We start from the raw sequence: 18255 nt of genomic DNA, 5'->3' as shown, positions 1-18255 counted from the left end.
CCGGGTGGGTCAGATGCGGGGCGGGCGCGCCTCGTACGGTGTCGACAGCACCACGGTCGTGCGGGTCGACACGCCTGCCAGGGTGCGCAGGCGGGCGAGGAGCTCCTCCAGTTCGTGCGGGGTCGAGACCCGCACCTTCAGGATGTAGTTCTCGTCGCCCGCGACGCTGTGGCAGGCCTCGATCTCGGGCACGCCGGCGAGACGTTCCGCGATGTCGTCGGGGGCGCTCGGGTCGAACGGTTTCACCGAGATGAAGGCGGTCATGGGCAGCCCGACGGCCTCGGGGTCCACGACCGCGGCATAGCCGCGGATGACACCGCGTTGTTCGAGCCTGCGCACCCGCTGGTGCACGGCGGACGTGGACAGGCCCGTGGCCTTGCCCAGGTCGGTGTAACTCATCCGCCCGTCTGCGACGAGCAGCTGCACGATCTGTCGGTCCAGCTCCTCCATGACGCAAGAACCTACAGGGCCCTTGATCTCGTCGGATACCTCAGCAGCGCAGGTCATACCCGCTTTGTGATGTGGCAGAGTGCTGCATGTGAACCGCCTGGTGGACAAATCCACCGCGCCGGGCACCTGCGGGCGGCATGTGACGAACGACACAGTGCCGCAACCGGGTCCGTGATGTTCTCGTGATTACCGCAGAGACGGGACGGGAAATGCTTGCTGTGGTCGAGGCCGCAGCGCCTTGTCGGCCCACCCGAGGGGGAGAATCCCATGCAGAGTCTTAAGCGCCCTGGTCGTCCCGCATCCAGGCGGCCCAAGCTGGTCGTCGAACCCGAGCCGGAGGGCGTCGAATCCGACGCCGTCGACGGTGAGGAGTTCGACGCCTACGACACCTTCGAGATGTACCGGGTGATCTGCCCGGACTGCGCCCAGCCCATCGCGCTCCTCGCGGACGAGGAGAGCCTGCCCGAGCACGCGCTGTGCGCCTCGCCGTGGAACCCGTTCGGGCTGACGGTCTGCGCGGGCACGGGCCGTGCGGCGGGCGACGCCCGCCCCGCCGACGAGTCGGTGGAGCCTCAGGAGCAGGACGCCGCCCTCCTGTTGACGCTCCCTCAGGGACTCGACTGGCGGACGCAGCCGTTCTCGCACGTCGGCGGTCCGGCCTCGCGCCCGATGCGGGTCCCCGAGATGCGCCGTCAGGCCGCCTGACCGGCCCTCGCGTTCAGCGACCGGCGGCCGGTCCCTCCCAGTAACTGCCCTGCACCATGGCTCGCAGGCTGCCGTGGTGCAGGATCAGTGTGTCCGGGTCCGGTGGTACGGCGACCTCGCCGAAGTGCACCTGACGGTAGGCGACGCGCAGCATGACGATCGCGTGCCGCAGTGCCGCGTACAGCGTGTGGAAGTCCATGTCCCGGGGTGTGTGGCCGGTGAGTTCGGCATAGCACCGCTCGACGCGGTCACGGCGCAGGAAGTCGGGCAGTCCGCGCTGGCCGAAGCTCGCTGTCAGGTCCTGGAAGAAGCGGTGCAGGTAGACCGTCCAGCCGAGGTCGACCTCGCGCGGGGCGAGGGCCGCCATCTCCCAGTCGAGGACGGCAGCGGGCGTGAACCCGTCGTAGACGACGTTCCCGATGCGCGCGTCGCCCCAGTTGAGCACCGCCTCGCCCTCGTCACGCGGCCACAGCTCGTCGAGCCGGTCGAACGCGCTCTCTATCAGGGGTGAGCGTGACAGCCCGTCAATCACCCATTCGTAGTAGGCGCGTTGGGCCTCGACGTGACGACGGAGGGGGCTGCCTTCACCCGGGAAGGTCAGGAAGTCGGCTTCCGGCAGCGGGACTTGGTCGTGCAGCCGGGCGAGGAGACCCACCGAGGCCGCCTCCAGCCGTTCGCGTTCCTGGTCGCTCGCCGCGTGCAGCCAGTTCCCCTCGTACGTGTAGGGCATGACGTCAGGAGGCACGCGCCCCTCGACCCGTTCCATGACGAAGAACGGCGCGCCGAGCGGGGCGGGGTCCTCCTCCAGCCACAGCACCCGCGGCACGGGGAGATCGGTGCGCTCGGCGACCAGTCTCATCGTGCGGTACTGACGGGGCATGTCGTAGACGGGGAAGACGGTGTACGCCGCCGGGTCCGCCGCCAGCCGCAACGCGCAGGCGGTCAGGGGTGGTTCGGGATGCTCGATGTCGAAGAGCAGGGTCTCGCTGGACATGCCGTTGGACTCGGGGACGGTGACATTGGCCGCCTTGGCGCCCAGGAGGCGGGCGCTGAGCCAGGTGGTCAGCCGGCGGCCCAGTTCCTCCGGGTCGCGGGTGGTCGTGCGCGGGCGCGGTGCCGTGGCCATCTCGTTCCCCCTCAGGGCGCGACCGAGTCGAAGCCGGTGAACCCGCTCGGGTCGTGGCGGCCGAACGAGCCGTGTTCGAAGATGCCGTGGCCGACCTGCCCGTCCAGCGTGCAGCGGGCCGCGTGGTCGATCACCCCGTATGCGGCGCGGGGGTGCGCGGACGGGTCGGAGAGGTCGTAGGCGCGGCGGTCGGTCCAGTCGCGCCCGACCCAGGTGCCGTGCTGCCAGTCGTCGGCGGGCGGATAGCCGGCACCGACGGCGAGCGGGGAGGAGGTGAGCACCTCCACGTCCAGCTCCATGGGCTTGCGGTCCCCCGGGCGGGTGAGGTGGATGACGGCGGACGTCGGGTGGCGGCTGCCGGAGCGATAGGTGATGTCGGCCTGGGGCCAGCCCAGTTGCACGTCGCGCTCCGCGTTGCGTACGAGTGTCGCGTCGTTCAGCGTCCGGTAGCCGTCGGCGTCCTCCTGGACGACGACCATCAGGAACCGGTCCTCGAACCGGACCGGGCACCACAGCCAGTGGAAGCCCTCCGTCGGGTTCTCCTCCGCGAGCCGGCCGCCCTCCTCCCCCGGGATCGGGCGCACGCCCCAGCTGCGGTCGCGGGTGCCGGTCCAGCGGCCGCGCTCCAGACGTATCTCCTCGCCGCCGATCCGGATCCAGCCCTCGCAGTGCCCCGCCTGCACGAAGCGTTTGCCCTCCAGCGTGAGCCGGCCGCCGCGCCGCTGGAGGTGGTGCGGCTCCCACAGGGCCGGGAAGTCCGCCGTCCAGGCGATCTCGTACGACAGTCCCTCCGGGTCGGCGGGATCGGCAGCGCAGCTCAGCAAGAAGGTCCTCAGGGGGCGCTCGACGAGGATGCGCAGCGGGCCGACGGCGAGGCGCATCCGGTCGTCCCCGAGCGCGTCCGAGGCGCGCACGGCGTGCAGGCGGTCGCCGAGTCGCAGGGTGGCGTAGGCGTCGACGACCCCGGCGTTCGGATAGACGCCGAGACCCAGGATCAGCAGCGCCCTGCCCTGATGGTCGAGAACATGGAAGATGCAGCGGTCGTACGCGTTCCGGTCCCCGGTCGCGAGGTGCTTCATGGACAGGGGCACCTGGTGCACGGGGTACTCGTCGAGGGCAACGGGGCGGTCGTCGGGCACTGCAAGCCTCCCTGGGGGCACGGCGGTTGACGTCCCTCGGAGGGGTGCGGCCCCCGGCGGCGCGAGTTGACGGTACGTCAGATGACGGCCCGGGGCCAGACACCTGCACGTCGGGGCACCCCCCGTAGGGGCCCGCCGCGAACCCACGCTCGATTAGGCGGGCGGGTGACCTGCGCACTCGTCCGCGCGTTGCCCCGGTATGACCCCCACATACGCGGCGACCGAGCGGCCTCGCCGGATCTTCGTCCCGGCTCCGGCAGAATCGGTTCGGCCGGCAGCCGCCGCGCCGGCGCCCCAGGATCCCCCCATCTACCGCGCACTGATCCGCGCCTGGGCCGACCGCGGCCGCACGCTGCCGGGGCGCCATGACCCGGAGTGGGTCCGGCTGGTGGCGCCGCCGGTCCTGTACGGCTACGGGCAGTTCAGTGTGACTCCGGCCCCGCGAGGTGACGGGCGATGACCATCCGCTGGATCTGATTGGTCCCCTCGACGATCTGGAGGACCTTGGCCTCGCGCAGATAGCGCTCGACCGGGAAGTCCGCGGTGTAGCCGTACCCGCCGAGCACCTGGACGGCGTCCGTGGTGACCTTCATCGCGGTGTCCGTGCACAGCAGCTTCGCCATGGCGGCCTGTTTGGCGAAGGGCCGCCCCGCGTCGCGCAGCCGTGCCGCGGCCAGGTAGAGCGCCCGGCCCGCCTCGATCTGCGTCGCCATGTCCGCGAGCATGAAACGCAGGCCCTGGAAGTCGGAGACCGGCCGGCCGAACTGCTCGCGCCCGGTCGCGTACGCGAGAGCCTCGTCGAGGGCCGCCTGGGCGACGCCGATGGCGCAGGCCGCGATGCCGAGCCGGCCGGAGTCGAGCGCGGCGAGGGCGATCGCGAAGCCCTGCCCCTCGTCGCCGATGCGCCGGCCGTCGGACACCCGTACGCCGTCGAAGTGGATCTGCGCGGTGGGCGAGCCCTTCATGCCCATCTTCTTCTCGGGCGGGGCGGCGCTCAGCCCCTCGGCGTGGCCGGGCACCAGGAACGCGGTGATGCCGCGCGGGCCCGCGCCGCCGCTGCGGGCGAGCACGGTGTAGAAGTCGGCGACGCCGCCGTGCGTGATCCAGGCCTTGGTGCCCGTGATCGCCCACTCCTCCCCGCTCCCGGCTTCTCCCCCGCCCTCCCGGACGGCCTTCGTCCGCAGGGAGGCGGCGTCCGAGCCGGAGGACGGCTCCGAGAGGCAGTAGGCCCCCAGGAGGCCGCCGCCGAGCATCGCGGGCAGGTACTCGGCCCGCTGTTCCTTGGTGCCGTAGTTCGCCAGGGCGTGGCAGGAGAGGGTGTGCACGCTGACGCCGAGGCCGACGGTGAGACGGGCCATGGCGAGCTCTTCGAGGACCTGGAGATAGACCTCGTACGGCTGGTCGCCGCCGCCGTACTCGGAGTCGTACGGCAGTCCGAGCAGTCCGGAATCGGAGAGCAGGCCGAAGATCTCGCGCGGAAAGCGTCCGGCGTCCTCCTCCTCGGCCGCCTTCGGGGCTATCTCGCGCTGCGCGATGTCACGGACGAGCGAGATCAGATCCCGGGCCTCATCCGTGGGCAGTTGACGGTCCACCGGCTGCGGGGCGCGGTCGGGCATGGCGACGCTCTCCTCCCTGTCGGGCGCATCGGCGTACGCGCGCCAGGGGTGGGGCGGCGTCGCCGGGTCTCACGGCCCAGCCGATGCTGTCGTTCCTGGGTGGAGAACGGCCTGATCAGCGGCTGCGGCGCTGTGAGTATGCCCGTTCGGGGGCACCGCGTCACCAGTCAACGACCGCTTACCGAAAGAAAGGGGAACCGATCCGACCACTCCGCGCGATTGGTCCGAACCATTGACGGACTGGTCTAGTCCTCCTACTGTTCCGTCAACGCCTCACCGCGTTCATGCCAAACAGCACGCGCAGGTCCCAGCATGCCCCCCCCGTTATCTTCTTCGCGGTTCCGCAACGGGACCGCTGGCCTCCGGGCCCGGCATGACTGTTCCCCCCTGTCGAAGAGATGACCTGGGGGGTGGTGTCACCGGGCCCGGGAGGCGCCGTTGGAGACGCTGATGAGAGGTCCGACCACCGCCTGGCCTGGCGCAATGCCCGGCCGCTCGCGGGCGGCAGGTCTGCATAACGTGGATGCGCGCATACGACGCCAACACCCTGGCCGGCACCGCACGAACCCCGTTCGGGAGGATGGGTTGGACGACATCGACGACGTGGGCGTCTTTCTCGGTCTGGACGTCGGCAAGAGCGCCCATCACGGGCACGGGCTGACCCCGGCCGGCAAGAAGGTCTTCGACAAGCAGCTGCCCAACAGCGAGCCGAAGCTGCGGGCCGTCTTCGACAAGCTGGCCGCGAAGTTCGGCACCGTGCTGGTGATCGTGGACCAGCCCGCCTCGATCGGAGCCCTGCCTCTGACGGTCGCCCGGGACGCCGACTGCAAGGTTGCCTACCTGCCCGGACTCTCGATGCGGCGGATCGCCGATCTCTACCCGGGCGAGGCGAAGACCGACGCCCGCGACGCGGCCGTGATCGCTGACGCCGCGAGGACGATGCCGCACACCCTGCGCTCGCTGGAACTGACCGACGAGATCACCGCCGAGCTGACCGTGCTGGTGGGCTTCGACCAGGACCTGGCGGCCGAGGCCACCCGCACCTCCAACCGGATACGCGGCCTGCTCACCCAGTTCCACCCCAGCCTGGAACGGGTGCTCGGGCCGCGTCTGGACCACCCGGCCGTGACCTGGCTGCTGGAACGCTACGGATCGCCGGCCGCCCTGCGAAAGGCCGGTCGTCGCAGGCTGGTTGAAGTCATCCGGCCCAAGGCCCCGCGCATGGCTCAGCGACTGATCGACGAGATCTTCGACGCGCTCGACGAGCAGACCGTCGTCGTCCCCGGGACCGGCACGCTCGACGTCGTGATCCCGTCGCTGGCACGCTCGCTCGCGGCCGTCCACGAACAGCGACGAGCTCTGGAAACACAGATCGGGCAGCTGCTGGAGGCTCACCCTCTTTCCGCGGTCCTGACCTCGATTCCGGGGGTTGCGGTCAGGACCGCCGCCACCTTGCTGGTCACCGTCGGCGACGGCACCAGCTTCCCCACCGCCGCCCACCTCGCCTCCTACGCCGGCCTGGCACCGACGACGAAGTCGTCGGGGACCTCGATCCATGGCGAACATGCGCCCAGAGGCGGCAACCGGCAGCTCAAGCGGGCGATGTTCCTGTCCGCGTTCGCCGCCCTGCACGATCCCGCCTCCCGCACCTACTACGACCGCTGCCGGGCCCGAGGGAAGACCCACACCCAGGCACTTCTCCGCCTGGCACGCCAGCGGATCAACGTGCTGTTCGCGATGCTCCGCGACGGCACCTTCTACGAACCCCGAACCCCACGCCTCGCTTGACGAAAGACATAGAGGCACCCCCCCACACACACACTCCCCTCCCCCACGAGGAGAACCGATGCTCCGACCGCACCGCCCCCGCTCCCGCTTCCGAGCACTGCTGTCCGCCGCCTGTTGCGCCGCCCTCGGCGCCACGCTCCTCGCCGGCGCGGGCACGGCCACCGCGACCACCGCGACCCCCTCGGCCCGGCAGGCCGCCGGTTCCAAGGTCGTCGGCTACTTCACGGAATGGGGCGTCTACGACCGGAACTACCACGTCAAGAACGTCGAGACGTCCGGCTCGGCCGCCAAGCTCACCCACATCAACTACGCCTTCGGCAATGTCACCGGCGGCAAGTGCGCCATGGGCGACGCCTACGCGGCGACCGACAAGGCGTACACCGCCGACCAGTCGGTGGACGGGGTGGCCGACACCTGGGACCAGCCCCTGCGCGGCAACTTCAACCAGTTGCGCAAGCTGAAGAAGAAGCACCCGAACCTCAAGGTCCTCTGGTCCTTCGGCGGTTGGACCTGGTCGAGCGGATTCGGTGAGGCCGCCAAGAACCCGGCCGCGTTCGCGCAGTCCTGCTACGACCTGGTCGAGAACTCCAAGTGGGCGGACGTCTTCGACGGTATCGACATCGACTGGGAGTACCCGAACGCCTGCGGCAACACCTGCGACACGAGCGGCAGGGCGGCCTTCAAGAACGTGATGGCGGCGTTGCGGGCGAAGTTCGGCTCCGGCAACCTGGTCACCGCGGCGATCACGGCCGACGCCACCGCGGGCGGCAAGATCGACGCGGCGGACTACGCGGGCGCGGCGCAGTACGTCAACTGGTACAACCCGATGACGTACGACTTCTTCGGCGCCTGGGACGCGGCCGGCCCCACGGCTCCGCACTCCCCGCTGGGCTCGTACAGCGGTATCCCCAAGGCGGATTACCACACCTCCGCCACGATCGCGAAGCTCAAGGGCCTGGGCGTCCCGGCCTCGAAGCTGCTGCTGGGCATCGGGTTCTACGGGCGCGGCTGGACCGGCGTCACCCAGGCGGCCCCCGGCGGCACGGCCACCGGACCGGCGGCGGGAACCTACGAGCAGGGCATCGACGACTACAAGGTGCTGAAGGCGAAGTGCCCGGCGACGGGCACGCTCGGCGGCACGGCGTACGCCAAGTGCGGTACGAACTGGTGGAGTTACGACACCCCGTCGACCATCGCGGGGAAGATGACCTACAAGAACCAGCAGGGCCTGGGCGGCACCTTCTTCTGGGAGCTCAGCGGTGACACCTCGAACGGGGAGCTGATCAAGGCGATCAACTAGCCGGTCCCGCACGTGAGCGCGGGGCGGGGGTTCGGCTGCCCCCCGCCCCGCGCTCAGGTCTCCCGGCGGGCCGGCTGCGGGGCCCGGTAGGTGGGGTCGAGTTCCTCGACCGCGCGCATCGCGCCGCCCAGCATCTTCACCAGCAGCTCGCGGACCGTGTCGCGCGGCAGAGCCGGATTGCCGATCCAGTCGAGGGTCGCGCCCTCGACGCTGTAGAGCCAGCCGAGCAGCGCCAGACGGGGCAGCGGCGCTATCTTGCGTCTGCCGTAAGCCCCTTCGGCGATGGTCTCGACGATGACCTCGCGCACGCCCTCACGGATGGTCTGCACATCGGTGTCGAAGCCGACTCCGCCGGTGATGATCGTGCGGTACGCGGCCTGGTTGTGCTCGGCATAGCGCAGATAGCCGTCGATGGTGCGGTGCACCCGCTCGACCGAGGGCAGTTCGAGGCCGCTCGCCGCCCGGGAGATCAGGTCCGCGACCGAGTCCTCGACGATCGCGAGGTAATAGCCGCGCTTGGACTTGAAGTAGTAGTAGATCAGCCCCTTGGCGACATGCGCCTGGCGGGCGATGTCATCCATCGACAGCGCGTCGTAGGACGTGTCGGCGAACAACTTCCGCCCGATGGCGATGAGTTCGGCGCGGCGCGCCAGTGAGCGATCGGTGCCGCGCGCCCGGGGGCGGTCGACGGCGCGCTGTTGACTATGATTCAATTCCAGCCCTAGTCTCCGACTGCCAGCGGGACGTTGGCAGTATGGCAGACCGGTACCACCCACTCGTTCGACTCTGATCGACCGGGCGCGGTCTTGGGGGAAACTGTCGTGTGGGCTCAGCGCGCCCCGACGTCCGCCGGTTCAGTTCACAGCAGGTCCGCCGGTTCAGTTCACAGCAGGTCCGCCGGTTCGGTTCACAGCAGGCCGAGCTGGGTGACGAGCATCGCGAGGACCACGACGAAGGTCCAGCCCGCGACATGTTCGAGGATCTTGGGGCCGTCGTCCTTGGGACCGCCGGTGCGGGCGCGGAGTCGGGTGGCGGTGGCGGAGCTCGCGGTCATGGTTTCTCGCTGACGTAGTGGTGCGGTGACATCCCCCGCCTCACGCCGGCTCCCCACCGACCCGACCACCTTGCCACCGGACGGGTTCCAGCGGTAGAGACCCAGGTCACCCCGGACACCTCGAACATCTCGACGGGACACCCCTGACACTTCGACCACCTTCGAATACCTCGCCTTTCGGCAACGATGTGCCGGGCGTGTGGGTCTCCTCACAGGACAGTGGTCAGCCAACCGAAAGGTCCTCGATGAGCACGTTCCGGACGCCTCGCCGCAGAGCCCGCCTCGCTCTGGCGGCGGCGATCACGGTGGCAGCCGCCTTGACGGGGCCGGTCTCGCAAGCCGCCGGATCCCCGTCCGCCCCCACATCCCCGTCCGCCGCGCCGTCCCCGGGTGCGCCGGGCCTAGGCGACCCGGTCTTCCCGCTCGACGGCAACGGCGGCTACAAGGTGAACCGCTACCTCCTCGACTTCGACTGGCAGGCACCCCGGACTCCCTTCGAGGCCGCCACGACGGTCAAGGCGACCGCCACCCAGGCCCTGTCCCGCTTCGACCTGGACTTCGCGGGCAACACCCTCCACACGGTGACCGTGGACGGGACGACCGCCAAGGCCGTACGCGACGGCGACGAACTGGTGATCACCCCGGCCAAGCCGCTCGCCAAGGGCAAGCCCTTCACGGTCAAGGTCACCTACACCGCCGACCCGACCCAGATGCGGCACCGCGACGACGCCATCGAGGACTACGGCTGGATCCCCACGCCGGACGGCACGGTGCTGTACCCCCAGCCCAACGGCGCCAAGATGATCTTCCCGTCGAACGACCACCCGAGTCAGCGCGCCCCGATCACCTTCCACATCACCACCCCGCCGGGCCTCACGGCCGTCGCGGGCGGCGAGCTCACCGGCCGCGCCGAGCAGGCGGACGGCCGCGTGAAGTGGACGTACGACTCCGAACAGCCGGTCGCCACCCAGCTCGCCCAGCTGGCGATCGGCAGGTTCACCTTCGTCGACAGCACCGGTCCGCACGGGCTGCCGATCCGCGATGTGGTCCCGGACGACCTGGTCGCCTCGACCGACCAGTACCGCAAGCTCACGGCCGACCACATCGCGTGGCTGGAGGAGCGGCTCGGCCCCTACCCCTTCAACCGCTACGGCCTCCTCGTCGGCGACACCGACCTGGGCGTGGCCCTGGAGACACAGACGCTCTCCCTGATCCCGAAGGCCGACCTGCTCGGCGACCGGGTCAGCGCCGAGCGCAACCTGGTGCACGAGCTCACCCACCAGTGGACCGGCGACAGCGTCGGCATCAAGACCTGGTCCGATCTGTGGCTGAGCGAGGGCCACGCCCGCTTCTACGAGCGGCTGTACTCGCAGACGCACGGCGGCGACAGCTTCGAGGCCACGATGAAGACGGCGTACGCGAGCCACGACCAGTGGCGCCACGACTACGGCGCCCCCGCCGAACCGACCGAACCGAACCTCTTCAAGCGGATGCGCTACGACGGCTCGGCGCTCGTCCTGTACGCGCTGCGCGAGAAGGTGGGCCAGGAGACGTTCGGGAGGATCGAGCGGGCCTGGGTCACCGAGTACCGCGGAAAGATCGCCAGTACCCAGGACTACATCGATCTGGCGTCCAAGGTCGCGGGCCAGGACCTCGACCATTTCCTGCACCCGTGGCTCTACGGCGCCAAGACCCCGCCGATGCCCCATCACCCGGACTGGGTGGTCAACCCGGTCCAGGGCTGAGGATCCAGGGCTGAGGGCTGAGGGCCCGAGGCCGAGTGAGGGGGCGGCACCACGGGGGTCGCCCCCTCGCTCAACGGACTCCGACCGCCTTGAGCGCTTCGCGCTGCCCCGCCGACGGATTCGCCGGGAAGTACAGGTAGCAGACCCCGCCCGTACCGGAGACGACGTTCCCGGAGGCGTTGTACCTCTTGGTACGGAGCCAGATGTTCTCCCACTCGCGCCGCTTGTAGACCCGGCGCACGGCGTCGTCGCCCGGCGAGGCGGGGTCATTGGCGATCACATCGCCGCCCGCGGTGAATCCGATGACGGTCATGAGGTGGCCCGAGGTCCCGTACCCCGCCCCCGTCAGCTCGGACTTCAGGAACGACTGGGACGTTATGGCCGGGATGCCGGCGGCGATCAGCTTCTCCAGGTCGGTGAGCGAGCGGAGGCGGGTGACCACCCCCTGGAGGTCCTTGTACGTCGCCGCGTACGCCGCGTTGAAGGGCCAGTTGCCGCAGCCGCCGTACTGGTAGTCGTAGGTGAAGCGGGCCGCGTGGCAGACCTGCGGGTCGGCGAAGGCCGGGTCGACCCAGGCGAGTTGCTCCGCCGTGGGCCTGCGCCCCCAGTGTTCGATGATCATCTGCGAGGAGGTGGGGCTGCACCAGGCCTCGCCGCCGTTGTCGTACTCGGGGTACTGGCCCGCGTGGATCTCCTGGGAGTAGCGCGGGACCGTCAACTCCTTCGCGAGCCCGGGGGTGGAGGCCGGGACGGTGAAACGGTCGGGGATGTCGGAGCCCATCACGCCGAGCCGCCAGACCGTCGGCGTGAGCCCGGAGCCCGGGGTGCGGTAGAGAGTGAGACGGAGCCGGCAGGAGACGAGGCGCAGGCCCGAGGCCGCGTCGTCGATCGCGAAGGTGTCCGTCCAGATACTGCTCCTGCCGTCCTTCTGGCCGTCCATGGAGGTCCGCTTGATGTCCTGGTCGCCGGCCGCCCAGCGGCCCATCACGTACCAGGGAGTGGTGGCGCCGTCGGAGTACGTGCCCGTGAGCTCGACCTGGAGCCAGGTGCCCGCCGGGGTGTGCGCGTTCCAGGAGGCGATGGCCTCGGTGGCGGGGACGGTGAGCCGGTGGACCGGGGAGGTCCAGGTCGCGTACTCCCAGGTCGCGGTCTTTGCGGTGTGCGGGTCGGTGTAGTCCGCGGTGCCGGCCGGGGTCGCGATCACCAGTCCAGGACGGGCGGCCGCGAGGGCCCGCGTGCCCTTCGCGGTACCCGTCCGCCAGTCGGCGTACGAGGTCCAGGCCCGATTGTCCACGGTGCCCGGGCCCGCGTGCGAGTGCACCGCCCCGGCCGGCGCGGCCGCGGCCGCGGTGCCCGCGGTACCGGTCGCCGCCGCGGCGACCGCCACGGCCAGGAGGGCTCTGCGGGACGGCTCTGAAGCTCTGGTCATGGGTGAGGGACCCCCAGTTCGTCCGGAAGCGGCGGCTCCCCACTATGGACGGTGGAAGGCGGCTCCTGCCAGCACTTCGACCTGTGCCGCGCCCACCAATATTGGTCGGAACCACTGGCATGACCTGCGACGCCTCGGTTCCGGCGGGGGCGCGCCGGCCGCCACTAGAGTGTTCCTAGTACAGGGGTGCGTGTGCCCGCCGGGCGGATGCGCCCGCGTCTCATCGCACCTCGGGAACCGTCATTCGCGACCTCGCCGCGCGCCTGCGTGCCCTGCCGCCCTCCTGCGGACCCGTCCGCCTGATCGGTGTCGACGGGCACGCCGGCTCCGGGAAGACCACCTTCGCCGGACGGCTGGCCGCGGCACTGGGCGACGCGCCCGTGCTGCACCTCGACGACATCGCGACGCACGAGGAGCTGTTCGGCTGGACCCGGCGGCTACTGCGCCAGGTGGTCGATCCGCTGAGCCGCGGCGAGACGGCGCGCTACGTCCCGTACGACTGGAGCGCCCGCGCCTTCGGTCCGGTCCGCGAACTGCCGCCCGCGCCCGTGATCCTGCTGGAGGGGGTCGGCGCCGGGCGCCGGGCGCTGCGCCCGTATCTGGCGCGGCTGCTGTGGATGGAACTGGCGCGCGACGAGGCCTGGACACGAGGGCGGCGACGGGACGGCGAGGCGCAGAGCGCGTTCTGGGCCGGATGGGTCGCCGCCGAGCGTCAGCACTTCGTCGAGGATCCCTCAAAACCCTTTGCCGATCTTCTGGTGCGGCAGTGTTCTGAGGGATACGAGGTGTTTCCGGAACCCACTGGGATCGCTGGACCGGACCAGCCCCTCACTCACGGTGACGGATCATCCGCAATGTGCTGAACTTGTGAAGAGCCGTGCGAGGGAAGTTCCCGAAGTGCCTCAACTCGGCTTGACCCGGGGGCCGTACAGGACTTACGTTCTGAATGTGCGGCCTTTCGAAGCCGCCCCGCAGTCGCGAAGCCCCCGGTTGTTCCCCCGTGATCGGGGGCTTCGTTCTGCCCACACCCTCCCTTTTCGGGCGCTCCGCGCCGCGATTCGCTCACCCTCGGTCACCGAGTCAAGTGCGCCCCATCTGCTCCCACCTCGTGGAACGGGGGCGTGCGGCACCCTTCGGCACGCCCATGAACCGCAGGTACGATGCCTCTCGGTGCGACCTTCGGACGGCTGCTCTGCGCACCGATGCAACTCCCGTCCGCGGCACAGGGGTTCGACCAAAGCTGCCGACGGGCACCGGCCCGTTCGGAGAAGCATCGGGGGCACGGTTTGTGGGGGACGTGATGGACTTCGGCATGCAGGGCCCGGAGGCCCCGGCCGACCTCGCCTGGATGCGAGGTGTGGACGCCTACACCATGGGGGCCTATCCGCAGGCGGAGGAGGAGTTCCGCACCGCGGTCCGGATGGACCCGGGCATGGCGGACGGCTGGCTCGGACTGCACGCGCTGCGGGTGGACACGACGACCGCGCTGCTGCGGATGTTCCGGCACCGGGACCGCTTCGGTGAGCAGCGCTCGCGCCACCGGCGCACGCTCAACTCCTGGTACTGGCTGGGCTGGTGGGTGCAGCCGGTACTGGAGAGCCCGCGCGATCTGCTGCTCGCGCACGCCTCGCACTGGCTGGACGGCCGCCATGTGCCCGAGCTGGACCGGGCCCTCGCGGGGCTGCCGCCGGTCGACGCCGATCATCAGGTGCGCTTTCTGCATGCCTGCCGGGCCTATCTGGTCAAGGACTGGGAGCAGCTGGTCCGGCACACGGATCCGCTGATCGACGACCCCATGCTGGGCATAGAGGCGGGCCTCTTCGGCGGCATGGCCCGGGTCCGCCTGGAGATGTTCGGCCAGGCGGAGCCGCTCCTGTCCTCCGCGCTGATGCGCTGCCGCAGCGAGCAGCCCCAGCGCAAGGAGCTGCGGTACTGGCTCGCGCGGGCCCACGAGGGCACCGGGCGGTCGGCCGCCGCGCTGCCTCTGTACCGGGCGGTGCACCGCGTCGACCCGGCCTTCATGGACACCTCGGCCCGGTTGGCCGCGATCTCCGAGGGCGACGGGTACGACGATGCCGCCGCCGACCTCGCGGCGATCACCCTCGCCGGGGTCGGGCAGGACGTCATGGACGGCCCCGACGGAATCGATCCCCTCTTCGGCGTCGAGGGCCGCGACCTGAAACTCTCGGAGCCCGATCCTCTCCCGCCGGGCGCGTTGCCGCCGGAGACCGACGTGGTGCGCGAGAAGGCCGTGGTGCCGGTGCAGCCGTTGCCGGCCGGCCCGACCGACCCCGCCTTACTTGACGAAGCGCTCGCCGAACTGGAGCGCATGGTCGGGCTGGAGCCGGTGAAGCGCCAGGTCAAGGCCTTGTCGGCGCAGCTGAACATGGCGCGGCTGCGGGCCGGACAGGGCCTGCCCGTCCAGCCGCCGAAGCGCCATTTCGTCTTCTCCGGCCCCTCGGGCACCGGCAAGACCACGGTGGCTCGCATTCTCGGACGGGTCTTCTACGCGCTCGGTCTGCTCGGCGGTGACCACCTCGTGGAGGCGCAGCGGGCGGACCTCGTGGGCGAGTACCTCGGCCAGACCGCCGTCAAGGCCAACGAACTGATCGACTCGGCGATCGGCGGGGTCCTCTTCGTGGACGAGGCGTACGCGCTGTCGAACTCGGGCTACGGCAAGGGGGACGCGTACGGGGACGAGGCGCTGCAGGTGCTGCTGAAGCGGGCCGAGGACAACCGCGACCACCTCGTGGTCATCCTCGCCGGCTACCCGGAGGGCATGGACCGTCTCCTGGCCGCCAACCCCGGCCTCTCCTCCCGCTTCACCACCCGGGTCGACTTCCCCTCCTACCGCCCCCTGGAACTCACCTCCATCGGTGAGGTGCTCGCCGCCGAGAACGGTGACATCTGGGACGAGGAGGCGCTCGACGAGCTCCGCTCCATCGCCGGGCACGTGGTCGATCAGGGCTGGATCGACGAACTCGGCAACGGCCGGTTCCTGCGCACCCTGTACGAGAAGAGCTGCGCGTACCGGGACCTGCGTCTCTCCGGTTACCCGAACACGCCCTCCCGCGACGATTTGTCGACACTCCGGCTGCCGGACCTCATGCAGGCGTACGGGGAGGTGCTGTCGGGGCGGGGCCCACAGGACCCTTCGGCGATGTGACCGACGGTCCTCGTCCTCGAACGCGGGATGCACCCAGGCTCTCAGGGGCGCGGGGAACTGCGCGAGTGCCCCCCACCGTCCCGCGGCCGAACAACCAGGCGCAGGGGGAATCCGGGGCTCGGGGTGTGGGGAGCTGCGCGAGCAGCTCCCCACACGGTGGCGTCAGGTTGCCAGGGCCTGCTCGGGGGTCTCGCTGAGGCGGGGTTCCTTCAGCGGCGTGGCCACAGCGGCAGCGCCGACGTCCCGATGGGCCGGGTCGCGTACCTCGCCCACGAGGAGCTCCAGGACGTCCTCCAGCGCGACAAGACCCAGAACCTTCCCCGACGCGTCCGCGACCTGCGCGAGGTGCGTCGCGGCGCGGCGCATCACGGTCAGGGCGTCGTCCAGCGGGAGTTCGGAGCTCAGGGTGGTCATGTGTCGCCACAGGTGCTGGGGAACCGCCCGTTCGGACTCCTCCAGGTCGAGTACGTCCTTCACATGCAGATAGCCCATGAAGGCGCCGTTCTCCGCGACCACCGGGAACCGGGAGTACCCGGTGCGGGCGGTGAGCGCGACGACCTGGCCGGGGGTGACGGAGGGGCCGACGGTGACCAGGGAGCCGTGGTCCAGGAGGACGTCGTTGACCGGGCGGGAGCCCAGTTCCAAGGCGTCTTCGAGGCGTTCCTGCTCCTCGGGGTCCAGCAGGCCCGCCTGACCGGAGTCCTCGACGAGCCGGTTGAGCTGCTCGCTCGTGAAGACCGCCTCGACCTCGTCCTTGGGTTCGACCCCGAAGAGTTTCAGGATGAGGCGGGCGCAGGCGCCCAGGGCGACGGTGACGGGACGGCACAGGCGCGCGAAGGCCACCAGGCCGGGGCTCAGCCACAGCGCCGTCTTCTCGGGCGCGGCCATCGCCAGGTTCTTCGGGACCATCTCGCCGATGACGAGGTGGAAGAAGACGACGAGGGCGAGCGCGATGACGTATCCGAGGGGGTGGATCACCCCTTCGGGGAGGTGCACCGCCTCGAAGACGGGCTCCAGCAGATGCGCCACCGTCGGTTCGGCCACCGCGCCGAGCGTCAACGAGCAGACGGTGATGCCGAACTGGGCCGCCGCCATCATCTGCGGCAGCCGCTCCAGTCCGTACAGGACCTGACGGGCCCGCGCGGACTCGAGGGGTTCGATCTGACTGCGCCGTACGGAGACCAGCGCGAACTCGGCGCCGACGAAGAACCCGTTGGCGAGCACCAGCAACACGGCGAACAGGAGTTGGAGCACGCTCATCGGACGGCCTCCGGCGCGGCAACCGCGTCGGCGGTCCTCACCAGCCGGACCCGTTCGGCCCGGTAGTGCCCGACCTGGCGTACCGACAGACGCCAGCCGGGCAGTTCGGCCTTGTCGCCGGGGGCCGGGATCCGGCCGAGCAGATCGGCGACGAGGCCCGCGACGGTCTCGTACGGGCCCTCGGGCACGTCGAGGCCTATGCGCTGCAGGATGTCGACCCGGCAGCTGCCGTCGGCGTCCCAGGCGGGCCGCCCGTCCTCGGGCGCTACGGCGGCGAGCTCCGGCAGGTCCTTGGCGTCGTGCTCGTCGCGGACCTCGCCGACGAGTTCCTCGACGATGTCCTCCAGGGTGACCACGCCCGCCGTACCGCCGTACTCGTCGACGACGACGGCGATCGGCTGCTGGCTGCGCAGCTGCTCGAGCAGGGGTTGCACGGGCAGCGTCTCCGGGACCAGCAGCGGGGCCTGGGCGATCCGGCCGACGGGGGTGCGCAGCCGGTCCTGGGAGGGGATCGCCAGGGCGTCCTTGAGGTGCGCCATGCCGACGATCTCGTCGATCCGCTCCCGGTAGACGGGGAAGCGGGAGAGGCCGGTGGCGCGGGTGAGGTTGACGACGTCCTCGGCCGTGGCGGAGGACTGGAGGGCGCTGACCCGTACCCGCGGGGTCATGACGTGCTGCGCGGTCAGGTCGGCGAGCGAGATGGTCCGTACGAAGAGATCCGCGGTGTCCTGTTCCAGGGTGCCGGCCTGGGCCGAGTGCCGGGCCAGGGAGACAAGCTCGCCGGGGGTGCGGGCGGAGGCCAGCTCCTCGGCGGGTTCGACACCCAGGGCCCGTACGAGCCGGTTGGCGACGGTGTTGAGCGCGGCGATCACCGGCCGGAAGAGACGGGAGAAGACGTGCTGCGGACCCGCGACGAAGCGGGCGACCTGAAGCGGCTTGGAGACCGCCCAGTTCTTGGGCACGAGCTCGCCGATCACCATCTGCACGGCGGCGGCGAGCAGCATGCCGACCACCACGGCGACACCGGACACGGCGCCCTCGGGCAGTCCGATCGCGGTGAAGGGTCCGTGCAGCAGTTCGGCGAGCGCGGGTTCGGCGAGCATGCCGACGACGAGCGAGGTGATGGTGATGCCGAGCTGGGTGCCGGAGAGCTGGAAGGACAGCTCCTTGAGCGATTCGACGACCGTACCGGCCCGTCGGTCGCCTTCGGCCGCCGCCTTCTCGGCGTCGGGCCGCTCGACCGTGACCAGGCCGAACTCGGCCGCCACGAAGAAGCCGTTGGCGAGGATCAGCAGGAACGCCGCCCCAAGGAGCAGCAGGGGGATGGTCATGATGCCGCCGCCTCGATATGTCGGGAGGGGGCGGCGCAGGTACTACAGGACGATCCGTCCATCGCTGGAGGGAGTCACTCCTCGGGTAGCAGGGGGCCTCTGAGTCACCAGGTGGGACATCAGCGGCGGACGCGCAACGAAAACGC

The 18255-nt window shown here is 70.5% G+C and carries 15 protein-coding genes; 6 read left to right on the top strand and 9 right to left on the bottom strand.

Features of this window, described 5'->3' with window-relative positions:
• Positions 1–9: 9 nt before the first annotated feature.
• A complete protein-coding gene (locus ACIRA5_RS28400) occupies positions 10–450 on the bottom strand; it encodes an Lrp/AsnC family transcriptional regulator (RefSeq protein WP_067366187.1) in 441 nt (146 codons plus the stop codon).
• Between the two features lie 267 nt (positions 451–717).
• On the opposite strand from ACIRA5_RS28400, the gene ACIRA5_RS28395 reads away from it, so the two are divergent.
• On the top strand, positions 718–1155 hold the full coding sequence (locus ACIRA5_RS28395; RefSeq protein ID WP_403695036.1) for a hypothetical protein: 438 nt from the start codon (positions 718–720) through the stop codon (positions 1153–1155).
• Between the two features lie 13 nt (positions 1156–1168).
• Here ACIRA5_RS28395 and ACIRA5_RS28390 read toward each other — a convergent pair whose 3' ends face one another.
• The 3 genes from ACIRA5_RS28390 to ACIRA5_RS28380 all read right to left on the bottom strand — a co-directional run bounded on the left by ACIRA5_RS28390 (position 1169) and on the right by ACIRA5_RS28380 (position 5036).
• Entirely contained in the window at positions 1169–2281 is a 1113-nt protein-coding gene (locus tag ACIRA5_RS28390) for a phosphotransferase family protein (protein ID WP_403695033.1), read from the bottom strand.
• An 11-nt stretch (positions 2282–2292) separates the two neighbouring features.
• Positions 2293–3420 (bottom strand): hypothetical protein, encoded by a 1128-nt coding sequence (locus ACIRA5_RS28385; protein ID WP_403695031.1) that lies wholly within the window; start codon positions 3418–3420, stop codon positions 2293–2295.
• A gap of 422 nt (positions 3421–3842) precedes the next feature.
• Positions 3843–5036, bottom strand: a complete 1194-nt coding sequence (locus ACIRA5_RS28380) for an acyl-CoA dehydrogenase family protein (RefSeq protein ID WP_403695029.1) — start codon at positions 5034–5036, stop codon at positions 3843–3845.
• 585 nt (positions 5037–5621) lie between these two features.
• Here ACIRA5_RS28380 and ACIRA5_RS28375 point away from each other — a divergent pair.
• Both ACIRA5_RS28375 and ACIRA5_RS28370 read left to right on the top strand, forming a co-directional pair.
• Complete coding sequence (locus tag ACIRA5_RS28375) at positions 5622–6824, top strand: IS110 family transposase (RefSeq protein ID WP_403695026.1); 1203 nt, start codon at positions 5622–5624, stop codon at positions 6822–6824.
• Between the two features lie 58 nt (positions 6825–6882).
• The gene (locus ACIRA5_RS28370) at positions 6883–8124 is read left to right on the top strand and encodes a glycoside hydrolase family 18 protein (RefSeq protein WP_403695024.1); all 1242 of its coding nucleotides are present in this window, start codon (positions 6883–6885) and stop codon (positions 8122–8124) included.
• A 53-nt stretch (positions 8125–8177) separates the two neighbouring features.
• Here the strand turns inward: ACIRA5_RS28370 and ACIRA5_RS28365 are convergent, their stop codons facing one another.
• Both ACIRA5_RS28365 and ACIRA5_RS28360 read right to left on the bottom strand, forming a co-directional pair.
• The gene (locus tag ACIRA5_RS28365; RefSeq protein ID WP_403695021.1) at positions 8178–8837 is read right to left on the bottom strand and encodes a TetR/AcrR family transcriptional regulator; all 660 of its coding nucleotides are present in this window, start codon (positions 8835–8837) and stop codon (positions 8178–8180) included.
• Positions 8838–9031: 194 nt separating this feature from the next.
• Positions 9032–9178, bottom strand: coding sequence for an SCO1431 family membrane protein (locus ACIRA5_RS28360; RefSeq protein ID WP_107096575.1), 147 nt, complete (start codon positions 9176–9178; stop codon positions 9032–9034).
• A 245-nt stretch (positions 9179–9423) separates the two neighbouring features.
• Here ACIRA5_RS28360 and ACIRA5_RS28355 point away from each other — a divergent pair, with 245 nt between their 5' ends.
• On the top strand, positions 9424–10923 hold the full coding sequence (locus tag ACIRA5_RS28355; protein WP_403695017.1) for a M1 family metallopeptidase: 1500 nt from the start codon (positions 9424–9426) through the stop codon (positions 10921–10923).
• 70 nt (positions 10924–10993) lie between these two features.
• On the opposite strand, the gene ACIRA5_RS28350 is transcribed toward ACIRA5_RS28355, so the two are convergent.
• Complete coding sequence (locus ACIRA5_RS28350) at positions 10994–12352, bottom strand: peptidase C39 family protein (protein ID WP_403695014.1); 1359 nt, start codon at positions 12350–12352, stop codon at positions 10994–10996.
• A gap of 242 nt (positions 12353–12594) precedes the next feature.
• Here ACIRA5_RS28350 and ACIRA5_RS28345 point away from each other — a divergent pair, with 242 nt between their 5' ends.
• Both ACIRA5_RS28345 and ACIRA5_RS28340 read left to right on the top strand, forming a co-directional pair.
• Positions 12595–13215, top strand: a complete 621-nt coding sequence (locus tag ACIRA5_RS28345; protein ID WP_403695179.1) for a uridine kinase — start codon at positions 12595–12597, stop codon at positions 13213–13215.
• A 437-nt stretch (positions 13216–13652) separates the two neighbouring features.
• Positions 13653–15518 carry an AAA family ATPase gene (locus tag ACIRA5_RS28340; protein ID WP_060902403.1) on the top strand — a complete coding sequence of 622 codons (1866 nt, stop codon included), beginning with the start codon at positions 13653–13655 and terminating at the stop codon, positions 15516–15518.
• A 162-nt stretch (positions 15519–15680) separates the two neighbouring features.
• Here the strand turns inward: ACIRA5_RS28340 and ACIRA5_RS28335 are convergent, their stop codons facing one another.
• Positions 15681–16778 carry a hemolysin family protein gene (locus ACIRA5_RS28335; RefSeq protein WP_403695011.1) on the bottom strand — a complete coding sequence of 366 codons (1098 nt, stop codon included), beginning with the start codon at positions 16776–16778 and terminating at the stop codon, positions 15681–15683.
• Positions 16775–18109 (bottom strand): hemolysin family protein, encoded by a 1335-nt coding sequence (locus ACIRA5_RS28330; RefSeq protein ID WP_403695008.1) that lies wholly within the window; start codon positions 18107–18109, stop codon positions 16775–16777. Before ACIRA5_RS28330 ends, ACIRA5_RS28335 begins: the two co-directional genes overlap by 4 nt.
• Between the last annotated feature and the right edge of the window lie 146 nt (positions 18110–18255).

The organism is Streptomyces sp. NPDC096311, from assembly GCF_044763085.1.
Classification (GTDB): domain Bacteria; phylum Actinomycetota; class Actinomycetes; order Streptomycetales; family Streptomycetaceae; genus Streptomyces.
The sequence above is the reverse complement of the archived record's forward strand: the minus strand, read 5'-3'. Positions and strand labels throughout refer to the sequence as shown.